This is a genomic window from Psychrobacillus sp. MER TA 171 (genome assembly GCF_023713305.1).
Lineage (GTDB): Bacteria > Bacillota > Bacilli > Bacillales_A > Planococcaceae > Psychrobacillus.
The window spans coordinates 1-20,144 of the sequence record NZ_JAMAWN010000037.1; the positions used below are offsets into that span (position 1 = coordinate 1).

Here is a 20,144-nt window from a genome sequence, read left to right on the forward strand (position 1 = left end):
CTTAACGAATGAGAGCAAGAATAAGGCAATGAAAAAGGGTATTTTCTGTTCAGTTTGAACAAAAAGTACCCTTTTTTAATTTTCAAAAACAAAATTATTATAAAAACGTAAGTTTTTCAGTGCCCTCAGCGTAGCGACGAGGAGGCTGAGGCCATGCCGGCGGAAAGCGTCCGACTGGAACGGAAATCGCTGCTCTCAAATTTTAAAAAGTGAGTAAGTGAACGACAAATCGTTTGCTTACTCACATAAATATCCGTGATTATTTCGGCATCCGACCTAACGGATTCTCTAAAGAAACAGTTGAGGTGATTATTGAATCTCCAACTGTTGCATTAGGTTAACTATGCTTAGTGATCATCACTGGTAGGCTTGCCTAAAGAAAACCCTTCAAACAAGCGCCCACCATAAGGCTGAAGCATCTCGTCGACAATCTCGACAATCTTCTCTTTTTCACGATGCTTGTAATAGGCATCGAAGGCTTCCGTAAATTTAATTGCAAATGATTCGTCAAATTGTTTCAAAGCACGATACCCCCATTTAGACGTACCCGTCCACTGCCGATTTGTTCTTAATACAAATTCACTGGCTAGATCGAAGAGGGAATGGACGACAAATAGCTCCTCTTGGGTATTTGTACAGCCAATAAAATCATCTAAAACATCTGTAAGAAAATAGCGTTTCATCGTAATAGTCTCTTTAGACCATTCCCTCGGTCCATTCGACAATAGTACGCGAGCCTCTTCTTTAATAGGGGACAATACCCCTTGCCCCTTTAATACCACTCCCTCCGCGACCATCTTTGGAAGGGAAGGCTTAGCCCTTTCACAATCCAGCTCAAAGAAGTGCTTGTAGGAGCTCAAACTATGGGCAAATACCTCTATTGGCCATCCTTCTAAGTATAGAGATTCTCTATAGGAGGTGAGAATGTGCTCATCGAATATTACAATATCCAAATCAGAGGTGGAGGTACCTTCTCCTCGAACAACACTCCCAGCTAAAATGGCTCCTAGACAATGAGGAAAGTATTGCTGAACAAAATGCTCAGCTACTACAAGTGGATCACTTTTCTTCTTAAACATTTACCTGCCTCCTTTGATAAAAGGATAACAAAAAAGAGGTTGCAAGTATGCAACCTCTTTTTAAAGATGACCCCTACGGGATTCGAACCCGTGTTACCGCCGTGAAAGGGCGGTGTCTTAACCGCTTGACCAAGGGGCCGTATAAATGGCGGCCGAGGGGATCGAACCCCCGACCTCACGGGTATGAACCGTACGCTCTAGCCAGCTGAGCTAGGCCGCCGTTATAACAACAAATATCATATTACAAGCGTTTGGACAAAGTGTCAATACTTTTTTAAAAAGATATTCATAAATAATCATTTACAAAAAAAACTGACAATTTATGTGCGGATAATAACCTAGGAATACGTTGGTTTTCGAGTGGTCCAGGGCCAAATGCATCATTCAATATTTCAGGGAATTCAAAACGTGGTATATCAGGTCGAAAAGTTTTTGAGAGTGATGCCAGGAAGAGACATACTTTTTGAAATCTACTAGGTATACTTCGAACATGAGTTGAATAGGGAGGAATACAATATGAAAACTATTTACGAACAAGAGCAAAAAAGAAGTTTCACATGGAGAAGGGTAGTTGAAAATATTCAAGCAAGAAAGGTCACCTTAACCTTAATGGCGACATTCTTTGTCCTTTCATTTTTCTTAGCCCAGGTTGTTCTATTCGAAGCGTCAGTACCATTTTTCTTGCCTATTTGGGCATTGGTTAGCTTAAGATTTCAACGATTTATTCCTTGGACATTTGCAGGAGCACTATTAGGAAGCTTGACGCTTGGATTAGGGCAATTGATGATTCATGTATTTCAGGGTATTTTCTTTACGCTTCAAGGAAAGAAGCTGATAAATAAAATCCCTATTCCCTTATTTGTATTAATAGATGTCGTATTGATCCAGGTTCTTTGGCAATTCGCTTCATATGGGGGTTCAGTTCCAGTTTCTGTTTGGTTAGCGATAGGGTACGAAGGTGTATTGAGCTTGTTCATGACAATCTTTTTGTTTCAGTTGTTCATTCCATTACCCGAATTGATCCATAAAAAATGGACAATGGAAAGGATGGGCTCTGCTTTATTAATAGGGGCCCTAGTGCTAACTGGTATGTCATCCTTTATCATTGGTTATGTTTCGGTTCCATTAATACTTGCACACCTAGTAATTGCTGTTGCTGCCGCGGTAGGAGGTGTTCAACTTTCTACTGTTGTGGCAGTCCTGGCGGGCACGGTATTAAGTATTTCCACCTTAAGCTTTAGTGGAATGATTGCGGTTTATGCCTTGACCGGCTTCTTAGCGGGTCTCCATAAGAGATTTGGCAGGCTCTGGCAGGCATTCAGTATGCTTGGAGCCACATTTTTCTTTCTGCTATATGATCGAACGTTACCCTTAGATTCGGTTTATATCGGCTCATTGGTAGCGGCCTCGCTAATCTTTTTTATGATTCCTTCTGCATGGATTAAGGATTTGAAGGAACAGCTTTATCCTGACACGACGCATGTCTTATTGAGAAGACAGAAGTGGATGACTGAAAAGGTGAATCATCAGTTACAGGAATTTCAACACTTTGTGGATTTCATTACGCGTTTTATATCAGATCGATTTGAACCTAAAGCAGCAAGTGAGGAGAGGGTAGAAGCATTAGTAACTTGTCAGTCTTGTTTTCATTATGAAAAATGTTGGGGGGCAAAATCAAACGGCATACCGAGTCTAATTCAACAATGGGAGGAGCAACCTAAAAAAGCGAGGATACAGTTAGAAAAGAAAATGCAGTTTAAATGCGTTAAACCATTACAAATAATGCACGAATTAAAGGAGAGGGAGGCGAAAAGAAAGCTAGCCTATGAAATGCAGCATGGCAAAAAGATGTTTGCCTTAAAATTGAGAGATATGGGAAATCATATGAGTGAGCTGATGAACAACTTAGAAAATAATGTTGCGTTGTATACATCCCAGGAGGAAGAGGTGAAACAGAAATTTCAGCAATGCAATATTCCGTTTTATCAAATAGATGTATTGAACATTGATGTGGGTCAGATGGAGGTAGTCTGCTGTTTGCCAATAGAAGCAAGAGGTAAAATGATAGGGGAAAGGTTAATAATTCCGATTTTATATGAGCTATGGAAGGAGCCTTTTGAAATAACTTCGATGAAAGAAGTTCATCACCCATATGAACATATTCAAGTATCATTTAAATCTTCTGTCCGATTTAGTGTTTCACACGATATATTTACTTCTTCTAGTAAAAATACAATCTATTCAGGAGATGCACATGCCGTTTTCCAGCTACACCCGGGGTTATTAGCTGTTATCTTATCGGATGGGATGGGTAATAATGTAGAGGCACATAGGGAAAGTAGGAGGGTAATGCAGTTTATGAGGGAATGTCTTCATAAGAAAATGGATCCTGAGACAACTATGCATACATTGCATTATATGATGAGTCTACAAGATGACTCAGATAGCTATGCTACGGTAGATCTGGCTTTAATAGATTTACAAAAGGGAGAGTTGTGGTCCTGGAAAGCTGGTAGTATGTCTACGTATCTAATTCGAGGTAATGAGATGCGTAAAATTGAAAGTAAGCATGTGCCATTTGGCTTTTTGCCTACTTTTTCAATAGAGGCGAAAAAGGTCGATATTAAAGATGGAGATATATTATTAATGCTATCAGATGGTGTGTTCTCAGCAAATACAACAATAGAAAAACAGGAGGCCTACTACAAAAAGGTGTTACAGGATCCTACAATGAGTGCAGAAAAATTTGTGAAGATTTTAGAGGAAACCTACTCATTGCCAGGAGATGATAGAACTGTAATCTTTATGCAGGTGAAGCATGCTGTACCGGAATGGTCGATATTTTCACCAAGACAAGCCGCAAAATTTCAAGAAAAAATGGTACACTAGACTAGTATAAATGTTTATAGAGAAGTGAATTATGAAGATAGATTATTTTTAAGGGAGAGATGAGAAGATGCATCCATTCGTTCGAAAGGTGAAGCAATATATAGACCAGCACCGATTGATTGAAGAAAAAGAGCGTCTTCTTATCGCTTGTTCTGGCGGTACAGACTCTGTTGCAGTGGTACTAGCCATGAGGGAACTTGCGGTTTTTTACAGTTGTGAGCTTGGTATTGTTCATACAGATCATCAATTGCGTGGAAAAGAGTCTGCCGAGGACCTCGAATTCGTCAAGGAATTAGCTAATCGTTTAAAACTTCCTTTCTATTCTGCTGCGTTAGAGGTGATGAGTAGAGTAGAACAAGAAGGGGGAAATGTTCAAGTTATTTGTAGGCAGGAGCGTTATTCCTTTTTCGATGAGGTGATGGAAACCTATAATTATAACAAGCTTTTGTTGGGACACCATGCAGATGACCAAATAGAAAATGTCTTGATGTCGTTAATAAGAGGTACTATTAGCTCCACGATAACGGGGATTCCAAAAAAGAGACCTTTTTCAAGTGGTCAAATAATCCGTCCTTTTCTAGGTGTTACAAAGCAAGAGATTGCAACCTATCTAAAGGACCAACAACAACTTCATAGACATGACCCAAGCAATGACAAACATACATATACAAGAAATCGAATTCGCCATCGATTAGTGCCTCTCTTGAAAGAAGAAAATCCAAATATAAGCGATCGCATAATGCATTTTGTAGAGAAACAGCTTCAGGATGAAAAGTACCTTCAAGAGATAGCGGCCAAAAAGTATGAACAGCTTGTGACGGTTAATGAGGAAGGGGCATTGGTTATAGATTCTCTAAGCTTTTCTACAGTTCCCATTGCTTTACAAAGAAGAGTGATTCTACTACTATTAGAGTATCTATACAAAAACTCCGATATACTACTTAACGATCGATTGATTGAATCCATTCTCGCCGCTTGCAATAATCATGAAGGTAATGAGGTATTACACTTACCAAATGCTTTTCATCTCACTCGCCATTACAACCACATACAATTTAGCGCTCATAAAACGGCACCTGTTATACGTGGGGAATTTGTTTTGTCGGAAGATTGTTGGATCAATTGCGGTGCTGGCTTTTCCATCTACTTAACGCGAAACTTAACAGACGATCTTTCCCAAGAGAAATGGTTTGTACAATTAGAAAACCACCACTTTCCGCTTTCTATAAGACAGAAGGTACAAGGTGATCGAATACGTATCAAGGGAATGTCCTCTTCTAAAAAAGTTTCCCGTTTATTTATCGATGAGAAGGTCTTACCAGAGGATAGGATGAGTTGGCCACTGCTTGTGCAAGCTAACAATGATACAATTGCAGTAATTGGCTTACGCTACGGAGAATTATTTTCAAAGCAACACAGCTCGCAGAACTATGTGATGTTTGTAAAGCGAGATAAATGACTAGGGGGACTAGAAATGCTAGAGAAAGATATTCTAGAGATTTTATTAACAGAAGAACAAATTCAAGAAAAAACAAATGAGCTTGGAGCTATGCTTACTGCAGATTATGCGGACCAATTTCCCCTTGCTATCGGAATTTTAAAAGGTGCAATGCCATTTATGTCTGATTTGATGAAACGAGTAGATACATACATCGAAATGGACTATATGGACGTTTCTAGCTATGGAAATGCTACTGTTTCTTCTGGTGAAGTGAAAATTGTAAAAGATTTGAATACAAGTGTAGAGGGCCGAGATATTTTAATTATTGAGGATATCATTGATAGTGGGATGACATTAAGCTATTTAGTAGATCTATTCAAGTATCGTAAAGCAAAATCTATTAAGATTGTCACATTATTGGATAAGCCGACAGGCAGAAAAGTAAAGTTAGAAGCTGATTATGTTGGTTTTATAGTTCCAGATGCTTTTGTTGTTGGTTATGGATTAGATTACGCAGAAAAATACAGAAACTTACCGTACGTGGGTGTTCTTAAAAAAGAAGTTTACTCTTTTTAAATTAGAAGCTGCGAGGCTCTATGAAAGCCATTAATAGATATGAACAAAGCCTTAAAATTTTGTTCTTTTTTAGAAGGCTTTTCATTGTACGCCAAAAAAAACGTATGTTAAGATAATCATTAGTTTTTCTGTTTACCTTGTGAGGAGGCTAGGAATGAATCGAGCATTGCGCTACGCCATATTGTATTTATTGATATTTTTTGTGATTGTAGGAATATTTGCTACGTTCAATACAAATAATACCCCTACTAAAAATATTCGTTATGATGAATTTATGACTTCACTTTCAAAAGGTGATGTTACTAGCTTTTCAATGCAACCTGAACAAGGAGTTTACTTTATAGAAGGTTCTATGAAGGGCTATGAAGAAGGAGAAAAGTTTTTAACTAAACTTCCTTACAATAGTGAAAAAGTGCTAGAGAGAATAGATTCACTAGCAACTGCAAATAATGTACAAATTGATGTTATTGAAACTTCAAAAACTAGTGGCTGGGTACAGTTCTTTACCGGTCTACTTCCTTTCTTGATTATCATCATTTTATTCTTCTTCTTATTGAGCCAATCTCAAGGCGGTGGTAACCGTGTGATGAACTTCGGTAAGAGTAAAGCAAAACTGTATGATAACGACAAGAAAAAAGTGAAATTCCCAGATGTTGCTGGGGCAGATGAAGAAAAAGCAGAGTTAGTAGAAGTTGTAGACTTCTTGAAAGATCCACGCAAGTTTGTAGAAATTGGAGCACGTATACCTAAAGGGATTCTTTTAGTAGGTCCTCCAGGTACTGGTAAAACGTTACTAGCACGTGCTGTAGCTGGTGAAGCAGGAGTGCCATTCTTCTCTATTAGTGGTTCTGACTTCGTAGAGATGTTCGTTGGGGTCGGTGCATCCCGCGTACGTGATTTGTTTGAAAATGCAAAGAAAAATGCGCCTTGTATTATTTTCATAGATGAAATTGATGCAGTTGGTCGTCAACGTGGAGCAGGTCTTGGTGGCGGTCACGATGAGCGTGAGCAAACACTAAACCAATTACTTGTTGAGATGGATGGTTTTGGAGCTAACGAAGGTATTATTATCATCGCAGCTACAAACAGACCAGACATTCTAGACCCGGCTCTTCTACGTCCTGGACGTTTTGACCGTCAAATTACAGTAGGTCGCCCAGATGTTAAAGGTCGCGAAGCAGTGCTTCAAGTACATGCACGCAACAAGCCTTTAGATGATACGGTGGATTTGAAAGCAATTGCTCAACGTACACCAGGATTCTCTGGAGCAGATTTAGAAAATCTTCTAAATGAAGCTGCCCTGGTAGCTGCTAGAAGAAACAAAACAAAAATTGATATGTCAGACATTGATGAAGCAACAGACCGAGTTATTGCTGGACCAGCTAAATCTGGGAAAGTAATATCTCCAAAAGAACGTAAAATTGTTGCCTTCCATGAGGCTGGACACGTAGTAGTAGGTTTAACACTAGATGACGCAGAAGTCGTTCATAAAGTAACTATTGTACCTCGTGGCCAAGCTGGTGGATATGCGGTAATGCTTCCAAAAGAAGATCGTTACTTCATGACTAAACCAGAGCTTTTGGATAAAGTTTCAGGATTACTTGGTGGTCGTGTTGCCGAGGATATCGTCTTTGGAGAAGTTTCTACAGGAGCTCATAATGACTTCCAACGTGCTACTGGTATCGTCAGAAAAATGGTTACGGAATATGGTATGAGTGACAAGCTAGGACCAATGCAATTTGGTCAAACTCAAGGAGGAAATGTCTTCCTAGGTCGTGACTTTAACTCAGAGCAAAATTATTCCGATAAGATTGCATATGAAATTGATCATGAGATGCAAACGATGATCAAAGAGCAATACGAACGAACTAAACAGATCTTAACAGAGAAACGTGATTTGTTAGATTTAATCGCAAATACGTTATTAGATGTTGAAACGTTAGATGCTGCTCAAATTTTACATTTACAAGAGCATGGAACACTACCTGTTCGTGAATACGATCAAAACGATCAAAAGGTTGATTTGAGTAAGGAAAAGGATTCCGATGCTACAGGAGCTTCTTCTGATCCGACAATCGGTGATTTACCATCAGAAAAAGGCACGTCTCATGAGACAGGTCCTATTCTAGAAGAACGTACAGATAGTACTTCAGATCCAATTCAAGAAAAACGTCCAACTGATAAATAAAATATATAGCTGAGTGATTTTCGTCTTTAGGCGAGTCACTCAGCTTTTTTATTTCTCGGGAAATATGGTATGATGTGTTGGAAATCTACGTAAAAGTGAGGAAAATCTTCATGATACTTGTGCTTGATACAGGAAATACAAATATTGTCCTAGGAATTTACCATAATGATCAGCTGATTCATCACTGGAGAATGGAGACGGACCGTCGTAAAACAGAGGATGAGTTCGGGATGCAGGTCAAAGCACTCTTTTCTCATGTTAATATAACTTTCGAACAAATAGAAGGTATTATCATTTCCTCAGTAGTGCCGCCAATTATGTTCTCCTTAGAAGCGATGTGTAAGAAGTATTTTGGTATAAAACCCTTAGTTGTAGGTCCCGGTGTAAAGACGGGATTGAATATAAAATATGAAAATCCTCGTGAAGTCGGTGCCGATCGTATTGTTAATGCAGTAGCAGCTATTCATGAATATGGAGCACCTTTAATTATTGTGGACTTTGGTACTGCAACCACTTACTGTTATGTAAATGAAAAAGGTGAATACTTGGGTGGTGCTATAGCTCCGGGAATCGGTATTTCAACAGAAGCATTATTTGAAAAGGCTAGTAAGCTTCCTAGAATAGAACTTACAACTCCAGAGCATGTAATCGGCAAAAATACAGTTTCCGCCATGCAATCTGGTATCGTATTTGGATACGTTGGGCAAGTGGAGGGCATTGTAAATAGGATGAAAAAAGTTTCTAAAGTGAATCCTAAAGTTATATCTACAGGAGGACTTGCTCCTTTAATAGGTAATGAAACAACGATTATGGATATGATTGATCCTTTTCTTACGTTAAAAGGATTGTATTTAATTTATCAACGAAATATAGATGAAAGAGGTATGAGATAAATGAATGATTATTTAGTTAGAGCTTTAGCTTTTGAAGGAAGTGTTAGAGCATTTGCAGTTCGCACAACAGGTACGGTAGGTGAGGCACAGCAACGTCATCAAACGTGGCCAACTGCTTCTGCCGCATTAGGTAGATCTATGACCGCTGCAGTTATGATGGGAGCAATGTTAAAGGGTGACGATAAGTTAACAGTTAAAGTAGAAGGAAACGGTCCTATTGGTCCTATGATCATCGATAGCAATGCTAAAGGTGAGGTGCGTGGATATGTAACAAATCCTCAAGTACATTTCGACTTAAACTCAGTAGGTAAGCTTGATGTTCGTCGTGCAGTTGGAACAGAGGGTACTTTAACAATTGTCAAAGATCTAGGAATGCGAGATTTCTTCACGGGACAAGTACCAATAGTTTCTGGAGAAATTGCAGAGGATTTCACTTACTATTACGCTATTTCAGAACAAGTTCCGTCCTCAGTAGGTCTAGGAGTATTGGTTAACCCAGACAACTCCATTTTGGCTGCTGGTGGGTTTATCATTCAGTTATTACCAGGGACAGATGACGAGACTATTACAATTATAGAAGAACATTTAAATAAGATGGAGCCGGTGTCTAAGTTAATCGAAAAAGGATTGACTCCAGAGGAACTATTATTTGAAATTCTTGGGAAAGAAAACGTTCAAATATTAAATGAGATGCCAGTACAGTTTGAATGTAATTGCTCTAAAGATCGATTTGGTAGTGCAATTATCAGTCTTGGGGAAAGTGAAATCCGTGACATGATTGAAGAAGACGGTGGTGCTGAGGCTCAATGTCATTTTTGTATGGAAAAATATAATTACTCAGTAAATGAATTGGAGTCTTTTATCGATGAAATCAATTCATAATAATGTTCCAACTCAACCTAAACGACGTTTAAAAACGAAACCGGTACTTATTGTACTAGGTATACTTTTACTTGGAAACTTACTTTGGTTTATAGCTTGGTTAATACCAAATGATCAACAAGCAAAGGCATCCGAAGAAGTCGCTTCAGTTGATGGAAAGATTATTACGAAAGAGCAATGGATGGCTTCCATGGAAACAATTTATGGAAAAGAAGTATTATTAGATATGGTAAACGCAGAAGTCATGGAGGCTGCTGCGAAGAAAAACGATATTAAAGTAACGGACGCAGAGATAGATCTGGAGCTAGCGCTTATTAGGTCCACAAGGGAAGGTACAGACACTTCCCTTCAAGCATATGACGATGAGATATTACGAAAGAAAATTCGATCTCGCCTTATTTTAGAGAAGGTATTAGCAAAAGATGTTAATGTAAAGGAAAAGGATATAAAGGATTTCTATGAAAATAATAAAAATCTATATAATATCCCAACTTCCTACCGTACTAGCGTTATTTACGTGGCTACAGAAGAGGAAGGGAAAGCTGTTTTAAAAGAACTCAAGGATGAATCGTCCTTTGATGGTCTGGCAAGAGAGCGTTCGACAGATCCAAGTTCTGCAAGCTTAGGTGGAGACGTGGGTTATATCTCTAAAGGTACTGATTCGATAGATGAAGTTTTAGTTGAGGCATTAGAGAAAGTTAAAGAAGGAAAGACTAGCGGAGTTATCGCTCTTAAGGATGGCCGTTATGCAATAGCACTTGTAAAGGATATATTTGAAGGACAAGCATTCTCTTATGAGAAAGTAGAAGATCATATAAAGAGAGAGTTGGCACTAAGTCAAATACATCAATCTGTAACACAAGAATCATTCTGGCAGGAATATAAAGCAGAATGGATATATGGCGAACAGTAAAAATAAGACTTTAAACCGCCCTCCAGTGTTGGATGAATCTAACATTGGAGGGCGTTTTTTTTAGACGACGCAAGAGATTGTCGGGAATATACTATGCTGCTACTCGAAATGGATTCATTTTTGAAAACAAATGTATATAAGAGTCTAAAGTCCCGTAGAATATATAGGACAAGAATTTAAATTTTTGTTTGTACTGTAGTAAAAGGGGTAGGTTAGTAATTATGGAAATGTGTGTGAACTGCTTATTTTAAAAGAGTAGTCAATAATAAAATTTACTTTATTTGGCGAACTGTATTAATTGACAGTAGTTCTCAAAGATTGATATGATATAGGAAATAAAACCTATCAATCAAGTAGGGATTAGGAGTGAATCGTAGAATGGCAAAATTAGCGAATAGTGTAGCAGATTTAATAGGTAAAACACCGATTGTTAAATTAAACAGAGTGACTAGCCCAGAAGATGCTGAGGTTTATGTGAAATTAGAATATTTTAACCCTGGAAGCAGTGTAAAAGATCGTATTGCTCTAGCAATGATTGAAAATGCTGAAAAAGAAGGCAAATTAAATGCAGAAAGCACAATTATTGAGCCTACAAGTGGTAACACAGGAATCGGGCTAGCAATGATTGCGTCAGCAAAAGGATATAAAGCTGTATTAGTAATGCCAGACACAATGAGCTTAGAGCGTAGAAATTTACTTCGTGCATATGGTGCTGAATTAGTGTTAACACCTGGAGCTGATGGTATGAAGGGTGCAATTGCGAAGGCGCTAGAACTATCGAATGAAAACGGTTGGTTTATGCCACAACAATTTAATAACCCTGCAAACCCAGAGGTGCACCGTTTAACAACTGGTCCTGAAATTGTAGAAGCATTTGACCAATTAGATGGATTTGTTGCTGGAATCGGTACTGGTGGTACAATTACAGGTGCTGGTGGCGTGTTAAAGGAAAAATTCCCGAATATCCACATTGCTGCAGTTGAACCAAAAGATTCAAGTGTCCTTTCTGGTGGTAAACCAGGACCGCATAAAATTCAAGGGATTGGCGCTGGCTTTGTACCAGAAGTATTAGATACTAAGTTATATGATTCCATTATTCAAGTTTCTAACGAGGATGCTTATGCTACTTCTCGTGAAGTTGCTAAAAGTGAAGGAATCTTAGGTGGAGTATCTGCAGGTGCTGCTATTTATGGAGCGCTTCAGTTAGCGAAACAACTTGGTAAAGGGAAAAAAGTTCTTGCAGTGATCCCTGACAACGGGGAACGTTACTTGAGTACACCTCTTTATCAATTTGAAGACTAATTTATATATGTTTCGAAAGTTAATTTCATAAGAGTTGATGTAACGAGAGGGAGTTTGTTTACTTCCTCTCTTTTTTGTGGCAAAAAGTAACAGTTTCACGTTAAGATGAAGTCAGATTGTTTTTAGGGGGAAATGAAAATAGTGGGATTACATCTTCATACACATTCATTCCAAATGTCTAAAGAGGCATTTTTTTATGGATATAAAGAGCTTACCAAAAACGAAACACATCATCTGTTCTTAGAGAGTGGGAGAGGCGGTCATATTTCTGTAGCGGCCTGGAATCCATTAGCTACTATTAGGTCTGAGGAGAAGGGTATCCATGTTAAGTGGAGAGAAGGAGGGGAGGAATCTATAGAGGGAGAACCCTTAGATGAGCTCGAGCGTCTCATTGCAAACTATAAGATTTCTTACGATAACAGCCTTCCTGATTTTCAAGGGGGAGCAGCTGGTTTTATTAGCTACGATTATGCTAGAAAGATAGAAGTGCTACCAACCCATTCAGAAGATGATTTGCATATACCGGATATATACTTTTATCTATTAGATAGCTGGGCTGTGTTGGATGTGGAGACTGAAACAGTAACATTGATGAAGCTCTCTAGCAGTAGTGAGGATTTAGAGGAAATGGAAGAGCGATACAAACAGGCAGCCGATCAGGGCATATCCTCTAGAATCTTCTTGACAGGAGCTGCAATGGAAGTTCAAGAGGATTCATCGGAGCTACATGTGTCGATGAGTTCAGAGGAATTTGAAGAAGCTACGCTAAAAATTCAAGAATATATTGCTCAAGGAGACGTTTTCCAAGTTAACTTATCAGTTCGTCAATCTAAAGAGTTAAAAGCATCTGCCATTGAAATGTATGAGGCATTGCGTACCTTCAACCCTTCTCCTTATATGGCATATATACAGTCACCGGAGTTTACTGTCGTATCAGGATCTCCTGAGCTATTAGTAAAGAAAAAGGGGCTGGAGCTATCTACAAGACCCATCGCTGGTACAAGACCTAGGGGGAAAGACGAGGCAGAAGATCTTTTATTGGCCAATGAGCTGATTGAAAATGAAAAAGAGCGTGCTGAGCACGTCATGCTTGTAGATCTGGAGAGGAACGACTTAGGGCGCGTTTCTGCTTATGGCACAGTGGAAGTAAATGAGTTTATGGTGATTGAGCGTTATTCCCATGTCATGCATATTGTTTCAAATGTTAAGGGGCAGCTACGTCAAGGGGCGACAAATGCAGAAATAGTTAGAGCAATGTTCCCAGGTGGAACCATTACTGGAGCACCAAAAATAAGAACCATGGAAATCATAGATGAGTTAGAGCCTGTTCGAAGAGGATTATATACAGGTTCTATAGGATGGCTTGGATATACCGGGGATTTAGAGCTTAATATCGTTATACGGACAGCATTTATACAAGAAAGAATGGCTCATATCCAAGCAGGAGCGGGTATAGTAATTGACTCAAAGCCTAGTGCAGAATATATAGAGTCGATTAACAAGGCAAAGGCTCTATGGCAGGCAAAGGCTATGGCGGAAGGAGCAAGCAAATGATTCTAATGATTGATAACTATGATTCCTTTACTTACAATTTAGTACAATATATCGGAGAGTGTGGGGTAGAGATAAAGGTTGTTCGTAATGATGAGCTTTCAATAGAAGACATCGAACAATTATCACCACAAGTTATAGTTGTTTCTCCAGGTCCCTGTACCCCGAACGAGGCAGGTATCAGCTTAGAAGTAATCACCTATTTCGCCGGGAAAATACCTTTACTAGGGGTTTGTTTGGGACACCAATCCATTGGCCAAGCGTTTGGGGGGAATGTAATTCGTGCAGAACGACTGATGCATGGGAAAACGTCTCCGGTCTTTCATGATGGTAAAGGTGTTAATAAGAATATGCCTAACCCGTTCCTTGCTACTCGCTATCATTCTTTAATAGTAGAGAGGGGCTCACTTCCAGACAGTCTCGAAATTACATCCTGGACAGCGGAGGGAGAAATAATGGGAATACGCCATAAGGATTTTCCAGTAGAGGGTGTACAGTTCCACCCGGAGTCTATCATGACGGAGGAAGGAAAAAAACTAATCCAAAACTTTGTGCATGACCACTGCTATGCTAAGGAGCTATCCTAAATGGAGGCTTGGAAGAATGGGCAATTATATAAAGCTAGTGAATTAACGGTATCAGCCTATGATCATGGCTTCTTATATGGCCTTGGCTTTTTCGAAACGTTTCGTACTTACAATGGCAACGTATTTTTATGGGATGAGCATTGGTTGAGACTCACAGAGGCACTGGCCGATTTTCGTATAGACTTGCCATATGACAAGCAGGCCATTTTGGAGGCTGTGAATTTATTAACAGAAGCGAATAAAGGGGAAGACGGGTATTTTCGTTTAAACGTTAGTGCAGGTATTCATGATCTGGGATTACAGCCAAACAATTATCAGGAACCAACCGTTATTTTATATCGAAAGCCCCTTCCTCCGATGATACGTGGTAAAGAGAAGTCGGCAGTATGGTTAAAGACTGTCAGAAATACTCCAGAGAGCAGCATTCGTCATAAATCCCACCACTTTGCAAACAATGTTCAAGCGAGGCTTGAACTAGACTCACTAGCTGTTCAGGAAGGGATTTTTATAAATGCCTCAGGTTATGTGGCAGAAGGTATTACTTCAAATGTCTTTTGGGTAAATGGCGGGAAAGTATATACTCCCTCTGTTGAGACTGGAATATTAAATGGAACGACGAGAAAATGGACTTTAAAAAATTGTACAAGCGATATAGAAGAAGGTTTTTACACAAAGAATCATTTAGAATCTGCGGAAGAGGTTTTTATAACAAACGCAGTTCAGGAGCTGGTTCCGATTAAAAGTATTGGCGGGAAACAGTTTTTAGGAAATCTCGGTCCTGTTTACAAAGAGCTCCACAAACAATATGTTGCGTGTATTCAGGGAAAAAGGAGAGCATAACATGAATTTAAAACATAATTTACAAACATTTAAAGCTGGAGGAGTTACTCTAGATTTTCGAAATGAAACGATTATAATGGGCATTCTTAATGTTACACCGGATTCCTTTTCGGATGGTGGAAGGTTCAACGAGATAGAGCAGGCTGTCGGTAGAGCAAAACAAATGGTAGCCGAAGGAGCAAAAATAATAGATGTTGGGGGAGAGTCCACTAGACCAGGATACACGCCAATATCTGATGAAGAAGAAATTGCGCGTGTTGTACCGGTCATTCAAGCTATTAGCCGACAAGTGGATGCAATCATTTCTATTGATACGTATAAATCAGCTGTAGCTAGAGCAGCTATAGAGGCCGGGGCGCACATCATTAATGATATTTGGGGAGCTAAGAAAGATCCGGAGATTGCCAATGTGGCAGCCGAATTCAATGTCCCAATTATACTCATGCACAATCGAGATGGTGAGGACTATGTAGATTTTTGGATAGAGGCGAAGAAGGATTTAGAAGAAAGCATCCATATTGCCAGGACAGCAGGTGTACCTCATGAAAATATTTGGTTAGACCCAGGTATAGGATTTGCAAAATCTCATGATCAAAATATTTTAATGATGCAGCATTTAGCTGACCTCGTGGATATGGGCTACCCAGTATTGTTGGCTACTTCCCGTAAGCGTATGATTGGTAATGTATTAAATTTGCCAGTGGACGAACGTATGGAGGGTACTGGAGCGACAGTATGCTATGGTGTCCAGCTTGGCTGTCATATAGTGAGAGTTCATGATGTCAAGGAGATGGCAAGAATGACGAAAATGATGGATGCTTTATTAGGTAAAGGCATCGAGATGAAAGCGGAGGCTTAACAGATGGACTATATACATTTAAATGATTTAGAATTTTACGGATTTCATGGGGCACTTCCAGAGGAAACAAAGCTCGGGCAAATTTTTAAAGTAACGGTGACTCTTGCCTGTGACTTAAAAAAAGCCGGGGAAACAGATAATTTAGACGAAACGGTTAACTATGCTGAGGTGTTTGAGCTTTGTAAGGAGGTCGTGGAGGGAAAACCCTACTTGTTAATAGAAGCTGTTGCGGAAAGAATTGCTTCTCGAATACTGGAGCAGTATAAGGAAAAAGTAAGTGGATGCCGAATACATCTAGTAAAACCAAACCCTCCTATAGTAGGCCACTACACTTCGGTAGCTGTTGATATAACGAGGGGTATATTATGAACGTAGCATACATTTCCTTAGGATCGAATATAGGGAATCGATTAGAATTTTTACAAGAAGCAGTTGGTTTATTGAAGGAGACACAACAGATAGATGTTCTGAAGGTGTCGTCGGTCTACGAGACAGCTCCAGTCGGTTACGTGGACCAAGCGTCATTTTTAAATATAGTTGTAGAACTGAAGACTTTATTTACTCCACATGAATTATTAGGAAAATGCAATGAAATAGAGGACTTACTGGGGAGAAAGAGAATAGTTCGCTGGGGTCCAAGAACAGTAGACCTTGACATTTTGTTGTATAATGAAGAAAATATGAAAACAGAAGACCTCATTATTCCTCATCCTAGGATGGCAGAAAGAGGCTTCGTGCTTGTTCCGCTTATGGAGTTAAATCCTAATATAATCGATCCGCGGACAAAACAAGCTTTTTCGAATTTAGTGCATGACCAGAAAGAGGGCGTCCATTTATGGAGAAAGTTCGATGGGGTCGACGCATTCGTGCATTTCGAAGGTTAAAGATGATCAAGCAAGTCGAGCTTGCAAAAGAAATGGATATGTCTGTGTCTATACTTGGGAAAATTGAACAAGGTAAGCGAGCTCCAACCGAAGCACAGTTGGAAAAGATTGCTGCCATACTTGATATAAAGCTAGAAGAACTAAAAGGAGAAATAGAGGCAGGTGAAGATAAATGACAAATGCACCGACTAAGCCATTTCAAATTGGTAACCATGTAATGGATAACCGGGTGGTTTTGGCACCTATGGCTGGTATTTGTAACTCAGCATTCCGTCTAACGGTTAAAGAGTTTGGAGCGGGACTTGTCTATGCAGAAATGATTAGCGATAAGGGAATTGTTCAAAAAAATGAAAGAACATTAAGCATGCTTTACATTGATGAACGTGAAAATCCATTGTCTTTGCAAATCTTTGGCGGAGAAAAAGAAACACTAGTAGCTGCAGCGCAATATGTTGATCAGCACACTTCAGCTGATATTATTGATATTAACATGGGTTGCCCAGTGAATAAGATTATAAAATGTGAGGCTGGGGCAAGATGGCTCTTAGACCCTAACAAGATATATGAGATGGTATCTGCAGTTGTAGATAATGTAAAAAAACCTGTAAGTGTAAAAATGCGTACAGGCTGGGATGAAGAACACTTATATATGGTAGAAAATGCACAAGCAGTCGAGCGCGCTGGTGGAGCAGCCGTTGCCGTACACGGACGTACTCGTGTACAAATGTATGAGGGAGAAGCTAACTGGGACTTAATACGACAAGTGAAAGAAGCAGTTAATATTCCTGTCATCGGTAATGGGGACGTGAACACTCCACAAGATGCAAAACGTATGTTAGAGGAAACAGGCGTCGATGGTGTAATGATCGGACGAGCAGCATTAGGCGACCCATGGATGATTTATCGTACAGTGGAATATTTGGAAACAGGCGAGCTAAAGCCTGAACCTACTGCGCAAGAGAAGATTGATGTATGTTTACTGCATTTTGATCGTCTAACTGCTCTTAAGGGAGAGCGTATTGCGGTCCGGGAAATGCGTAAGCATGCAGCTTGGTATCTTAAAGGAATCCGTGGAAACGGGACGGCTAGAAATATGATTAACCAAACAGAAACTGCACAAGAGCTTAAGGATTACTTGCGCTTCTTTGCAGAAGAGTCTTTAAAGGAATATAATGAGGCTAGCACAATTCTTGCTTAATTTAGTGGGCTGTCACATCAAGTGACGGCTCTTTCCGTTTTTTATTTAGTCGGTATGGCGAGTGACAGAAATAAAAGATGAAGTAAACACTGAAATTGTGTACAATAAATGCAACGTAAAGGATACTTGCGAATAATAGATTGTAAAAGGAGTGAAGGAAATGTCTAACATGGAAGAATTAAATGATCAACTTTTGGTGAGACGCCAGAAGATGACTACGATACAAGAAAAAGGATTAGATCCATTTGGCGGAAAGTTTGAAAGAACTCATTTAAGTGACCAAGTCGTTTCTGAATTTGAAGAGTTCACAAAAGAGCAGTTAGAAGAAACGCCTCACGAAGTAGTAATAGCTGGGCGAATCATGACGAAGCGCGGAAAAGGAAAAGCAGGGTTTGCGCATATACAAGACCTAGGTGGCCAAATTCAGATTTATGTACGAAAAGATGCAATTGGTGAAGATGCTTACGAGCTATTTACTACAGCAGACTTAGGTGACATCGTAGGCGTTCGAGGTAAAGTATTTAGAACTCAGGTAGGTGAATTGTCAGTAAAAGCAACAGAGTTTACCTTCTTAACTAAATCCTTACGTCCAATGCCAGAGAAATTCCACGGGTTAAAAGATGTTGAACAACGCTACCGTCAACGCTACTTAGATCTAATGACTAGTGCTGAAAGCAAAAACACTTTTATCACTAGAAGCCGTATTATTCAATCTATGCGTCGTTACTTAGATAGCCAAGGCTACTTAGAAGTAGAGACACCATTGTTACATACTGTAGCAGGGGGAGCAGCAGCTCGTCCGTTTATTACTCATCACAATGCATTAGATATGGAGCTTTATTTACGAATTGCAATTGAATTACACTTAAAGCGTCTGATTGTAGGCGGTTTAGAAAAGGTTTATGAAATAGGCCGTGTATTCCGTAATGAAGGTGTATCTACTCGTCATAATCCTGAATTTACAATGATCGAGTTATATGAGGCATACGCTGACTATAAAGACATCATGAATCTAACAGAAAATCTAGTAGCGCATGTTGCTCAAGAAGTTCTTGGTTCTACTACAGTTATGTATGGAGATGATGAGATCAATCTTGCTCCTGGTTGGAGACGCTGGCATATGGCAGATGCAGTCAAAGAGACTTCAGGAGTTGATTTCTGGAAAGAGATGACGAAAGAAGAAGCTCATGCCTTGGCTAAAGAACATGGAGTAGAAGTTAAACCTTCTATGGAAGTGGGACATGTACTAAACGAATTCTTTGAACAAAAGGTAGAAGAAACTTTAGTTCAACCAACATTTATCTATGGACATCCAGTAGAAGTTTCTCCACTTGCGAAGAAAAATCCAGAGGATGGACGTTTTACAGATCGCTTTGAGCTGTTTATTGTTCGTCGTGAGCATGCTAATGCTTTCACAGAGTTAAATGATCCTATTGATCAACGTAATCGCTTTGAAGCGCAATTAGAAGAGAAAGCTGCCGGAAACGATGAAGCACATGAAATGGATGAAGATTTCTTAGAGGCATTAGAATATGGAATGCCACCAACAGGTGGACTAGGAATTGGAATAGATCGTTTGGTAATGTTATTAACAAACTCCCCATCTATTCGCGATGTTTTATTATTCCCTACTATGCGTCATAGAGATTAAAGAGCTTAAGAATGGGACACTACTAGTAGTAGTGTCTCTTTCTATGTATACGACTATATATTGAGTGAGAATTATTTTAATTATTTTACTTTTAAAAAGCCCTTGTAAAAGGTGCTGACAGGGTGGTATAGTAATCAAGTTCCCAATTTTACTTCTAAATCTCACAAAAATAACTTGAAAAAAGTTGTTGACATTGAAAAGTAGATTTGGTAAGATAATAAAGTCGCCAAAACGAACGGCGCAATGAACATTGAAAACTGAACATGCAAAACGTTAAGACATATAGCATCAACAAGCTTCGGCTTGATTGAAGCAAAACAATTTTTGACATCATTTAATGATGATGCCAGCAAAACAAAATGAGCTTTTTAAGTTCTCTATTATGGAGAGTTTGATCCTGGCTCAGGACGA

General features: G+C 39.3%; 18 protein-coding genes and 2 tRNA genes. 17 read left to right on the forward strand and 3 right to left on the reverse strand.

All coding sequences use genetic code 11. The annotated features are described in order from the left end of the window. Positions 1 to 347: 347 nt before the first annotated feature. The 3 genes from M3627_RS19645 to M3627_RS19655 form a co-directional block, all read right to left on the reverse strand. Positions 348 to 1,079: a nucleotidyltransferase domain-containing protein gene (locus M3627_RS19645; protein ID WP_251557186.1), complete on the reverse strand. Its 732-nt coding sequence runs from the start codon at positions 1,077 to 1,079 to the stop codon at positions 348 to 350. A gap of 67 nt (positions 1,080 to 1,146) precedes the next feature. Then, positions 1,147 to 1,218, reverse strand: a tRNA-Glu gene (locus tag M3627_RS19650). Positions 1,219 to 1,225: 7 nt separating this feature from the next. Continuing rightward, a tRNA-Met gene (locus tag M3627_RS19655) sits at positions 1,226 to 1,299 on the reverse strand. Between the two features lie 296 nt (positions 1,300 to 1,595). On the opposite strand from M3627_RS19655, the gene M3627_RS19660 reads away from it, so the two are divergent. The 17 genes from M3627_RS19660 (at position 1,596) to lysS (ending at position 19,733) form a co-directional block, all read left to right on the forward strand. Next, positions 1,596 to 3,968 (forward strand): SpoIIE family protein phosphatase, encoded by a 2,373-nt coding sequence (locus tag M3627_RS19660; RefSeq protein WP_169360367.1) that lies wholly within the window; start codon positions 1,596 to 1,598, stop codon positions 3,966 to 3,968. Positions 3,969 to 4,035: 67 nt separating this feature from the next. After that, complete coding sequence (gene tilS, locus M3627_RS19665; RefSeq protein ID WP_251557187.1) at positions 4,036 to 5,427, forward strand: tRNA lysidine(34) synthetase TilS; 1,392 nt, start codon at positions 4,036 to 4,038, stop codon at positions 5,425 to 5,427. Between the two features lie 15 nt (positions 5,428 to 5,442). Next, a complete protein-coding gene (gene hpt, locus M3627_RS19670) occupies positions 5,443 to 5,985 on the forward strand; it encodes a hypoxanthine phosphoribosyltransferase (protein ID WP_169360369.1) in 543 nt (180 codons plus the stop codon). Positions 5,986 to 6,139: 154 nt separating this feature from the next. Further along, the gene (ftsH, locus tag M3627_RS19675) at positions 6,140 to 8,173 is read left to right on the forward strand and encodes an ATP-dependent zinc metalloprotease FtsH (protein WP_169360370.1); all 2,034 of its coding nucleotides are present in this window, start codon (positions 6,140 to 6,142) and stop codon (positions 8,171 to 8,173) included. 110 nt (positions 8,174 to 8,283) lie between these two features. Next, complete coding sequence (locus M3627_RS19680) at positions 8,284 to 9,066, forward strand: type III pantothenate kinase (RefSeq protein WP_169360371.1); 783 nt, start codon at positions 8,284 to 8,286, stop codon at positions 9,064 to 9,066. Then, positions 9,067 to 9,948, forward strand: coding sequence for an Hsp33 family molecular chaperone HslO (hslO, locus tag M3627_RS19685; RefSeq protein WP_251557191.1), 882 nt, complete (start codon positions 9,067 to 9,069; stop codon positions 9,946 to 9,948). Next, positions 9,932 to 10,861, forward strand: a complete 930-nt coding sequence (locus M3627_RS19690) for a peptidyl-prolyl cis-trans isomerase (protein WP_251557194.1) — start codon at positions 9,932 to 9,934, stop codon at positions 10,859 to 10,861. Before hslO ends, M3627_RS19690 begins: the two co-directional genes overlap by 17 nt. A gap of 378 nt (positions 10,862 to 11,239) precedes the next feature. Further along, positions 11,240 to 12,163 (forward strand): cysteine synthase A, encoded by a 924-nt coding sequence (gene cysK, locus M3627_RS19695; RefSeq protein ID WP_169360374.1) that lies wholly within the window; start codon positions 11,240 to 11,242, stop codon positions 12,161 to 12,163. A 132-nt stretch (positions 12,164 to 12,295) separates the two neighbouring features. Then, on the forward strand, positions 12,296 to 13,717 hold the full coding sequence (locus M3627_RS19700) for an anthranilate synthase component I family protein (RefSeq protein ID WP_251557196.1): 1,422 nt from the start codon (positions 12,296 to 12,298) through the stop codon (positions 13,715 to 13,717). Then, positions 13,714 to 14,301, forward strand: a complete 588-nt coding sequence (pabA, locus tag M3627_RS19705; protein WP_251557197.1) for an aminodeoxychorismate/anthranilate synthase component II — start codon at positions 13,714 to 13,716, stop codon at positions 14,299 to 14,301. Before M3627_RS19700 ends, pabA begins: the two co-directional genes overlap by 4 nt. Then, positions 14,302 to 15,141, forward strand: coding sequence for an aminodeoxychorismate lyase (gene pabC / locus M3627_RS19710; protein WP_251557199.1), 840 nt, complete (start codon positions 14,302 to 14,304; stop codon positions 15,139 to 15,141). Position 15,142: 1 nt separating this feature from the next. Next, positions 15,143 to 16,000 carry a dihydropteroate synthase gene (gene folP / locus M3627_RS19715; protein ID WP_251557200.1) on the forward strand — a complete coding sequence of 286 codons (858 nt, stop codon included), beginning with the start codon at positions 15,143 to 15,145 and terminating at the stop codon, positions 15,998 to 16,000. Between the two features lie 3 nt (positions 16,001 to 16,003). Continuing rightward, on the forward strand, positions 16,004 to 16,369 hold the full coding sequence (folB, locus tag M3627_RS19720; protein ID WP_251557202.1) for a dihydroneopterin aldolase: 366 nt from the start codon (positions 16,004 to 16,006) through the stop codon (positions 16,367 to 16,369). Beyond that, the gene (gene folK, locus M3627_RS19725; protein WP_251557206.1) at positions 16,363 to 16,884 is read left to right on the forward strand and encodes a 2-amino-4-hydroxy-6-hydroxymethyldihydropteridine diphosphokinase; all 522 of its coding nucleotides are present in this window, start codon (positions 16,363 to 16,365) and stop codon (positions 16,882 to 16,884) included. Before folB ends, folK begins: the two co-directional genes overlap by 7 nt. Next, entirely contained in the window at positions 16,836 to 17,060 is a 225-nt protein-coding gene (locus M3627_RS19730; protein ID WP_169360380.1) for a helix-turn-helix domain-containing protein, read from the forward strand. Before folK ends, M3627_RS19730 begins: the two co-directional genes overlap by 49 nt. After that, positions 17,057 to 18,082, forward strand: coding sequence for a tRNA dihydrouridine synthase DusB (gene dusB / locus M3627_RS19735; RefSeq protein ID WP_251557203.1), 1,026 nt, complete (start codon positions 17,057 to 17,059; stop codon positions 18,080 to 18,082). Before M3627_RS19730 ends, dusB begins: the two co-directional genes overlap by 4 nt. Before the next feature lie 160 nt (positions 18,083 to 18,242). Beyond that, entirely contained in the window at positions 18,243 to 19,733 is a 1,491-nt protein-coding gene (gene lysS, locus M3627_RS19740; RefSeq protein ID WP_251557205.1) for a lysine--tRNA ligase, read from the forward strand. Positions 19,734 to 20,144: the final 411 nt, after the last annotated feature.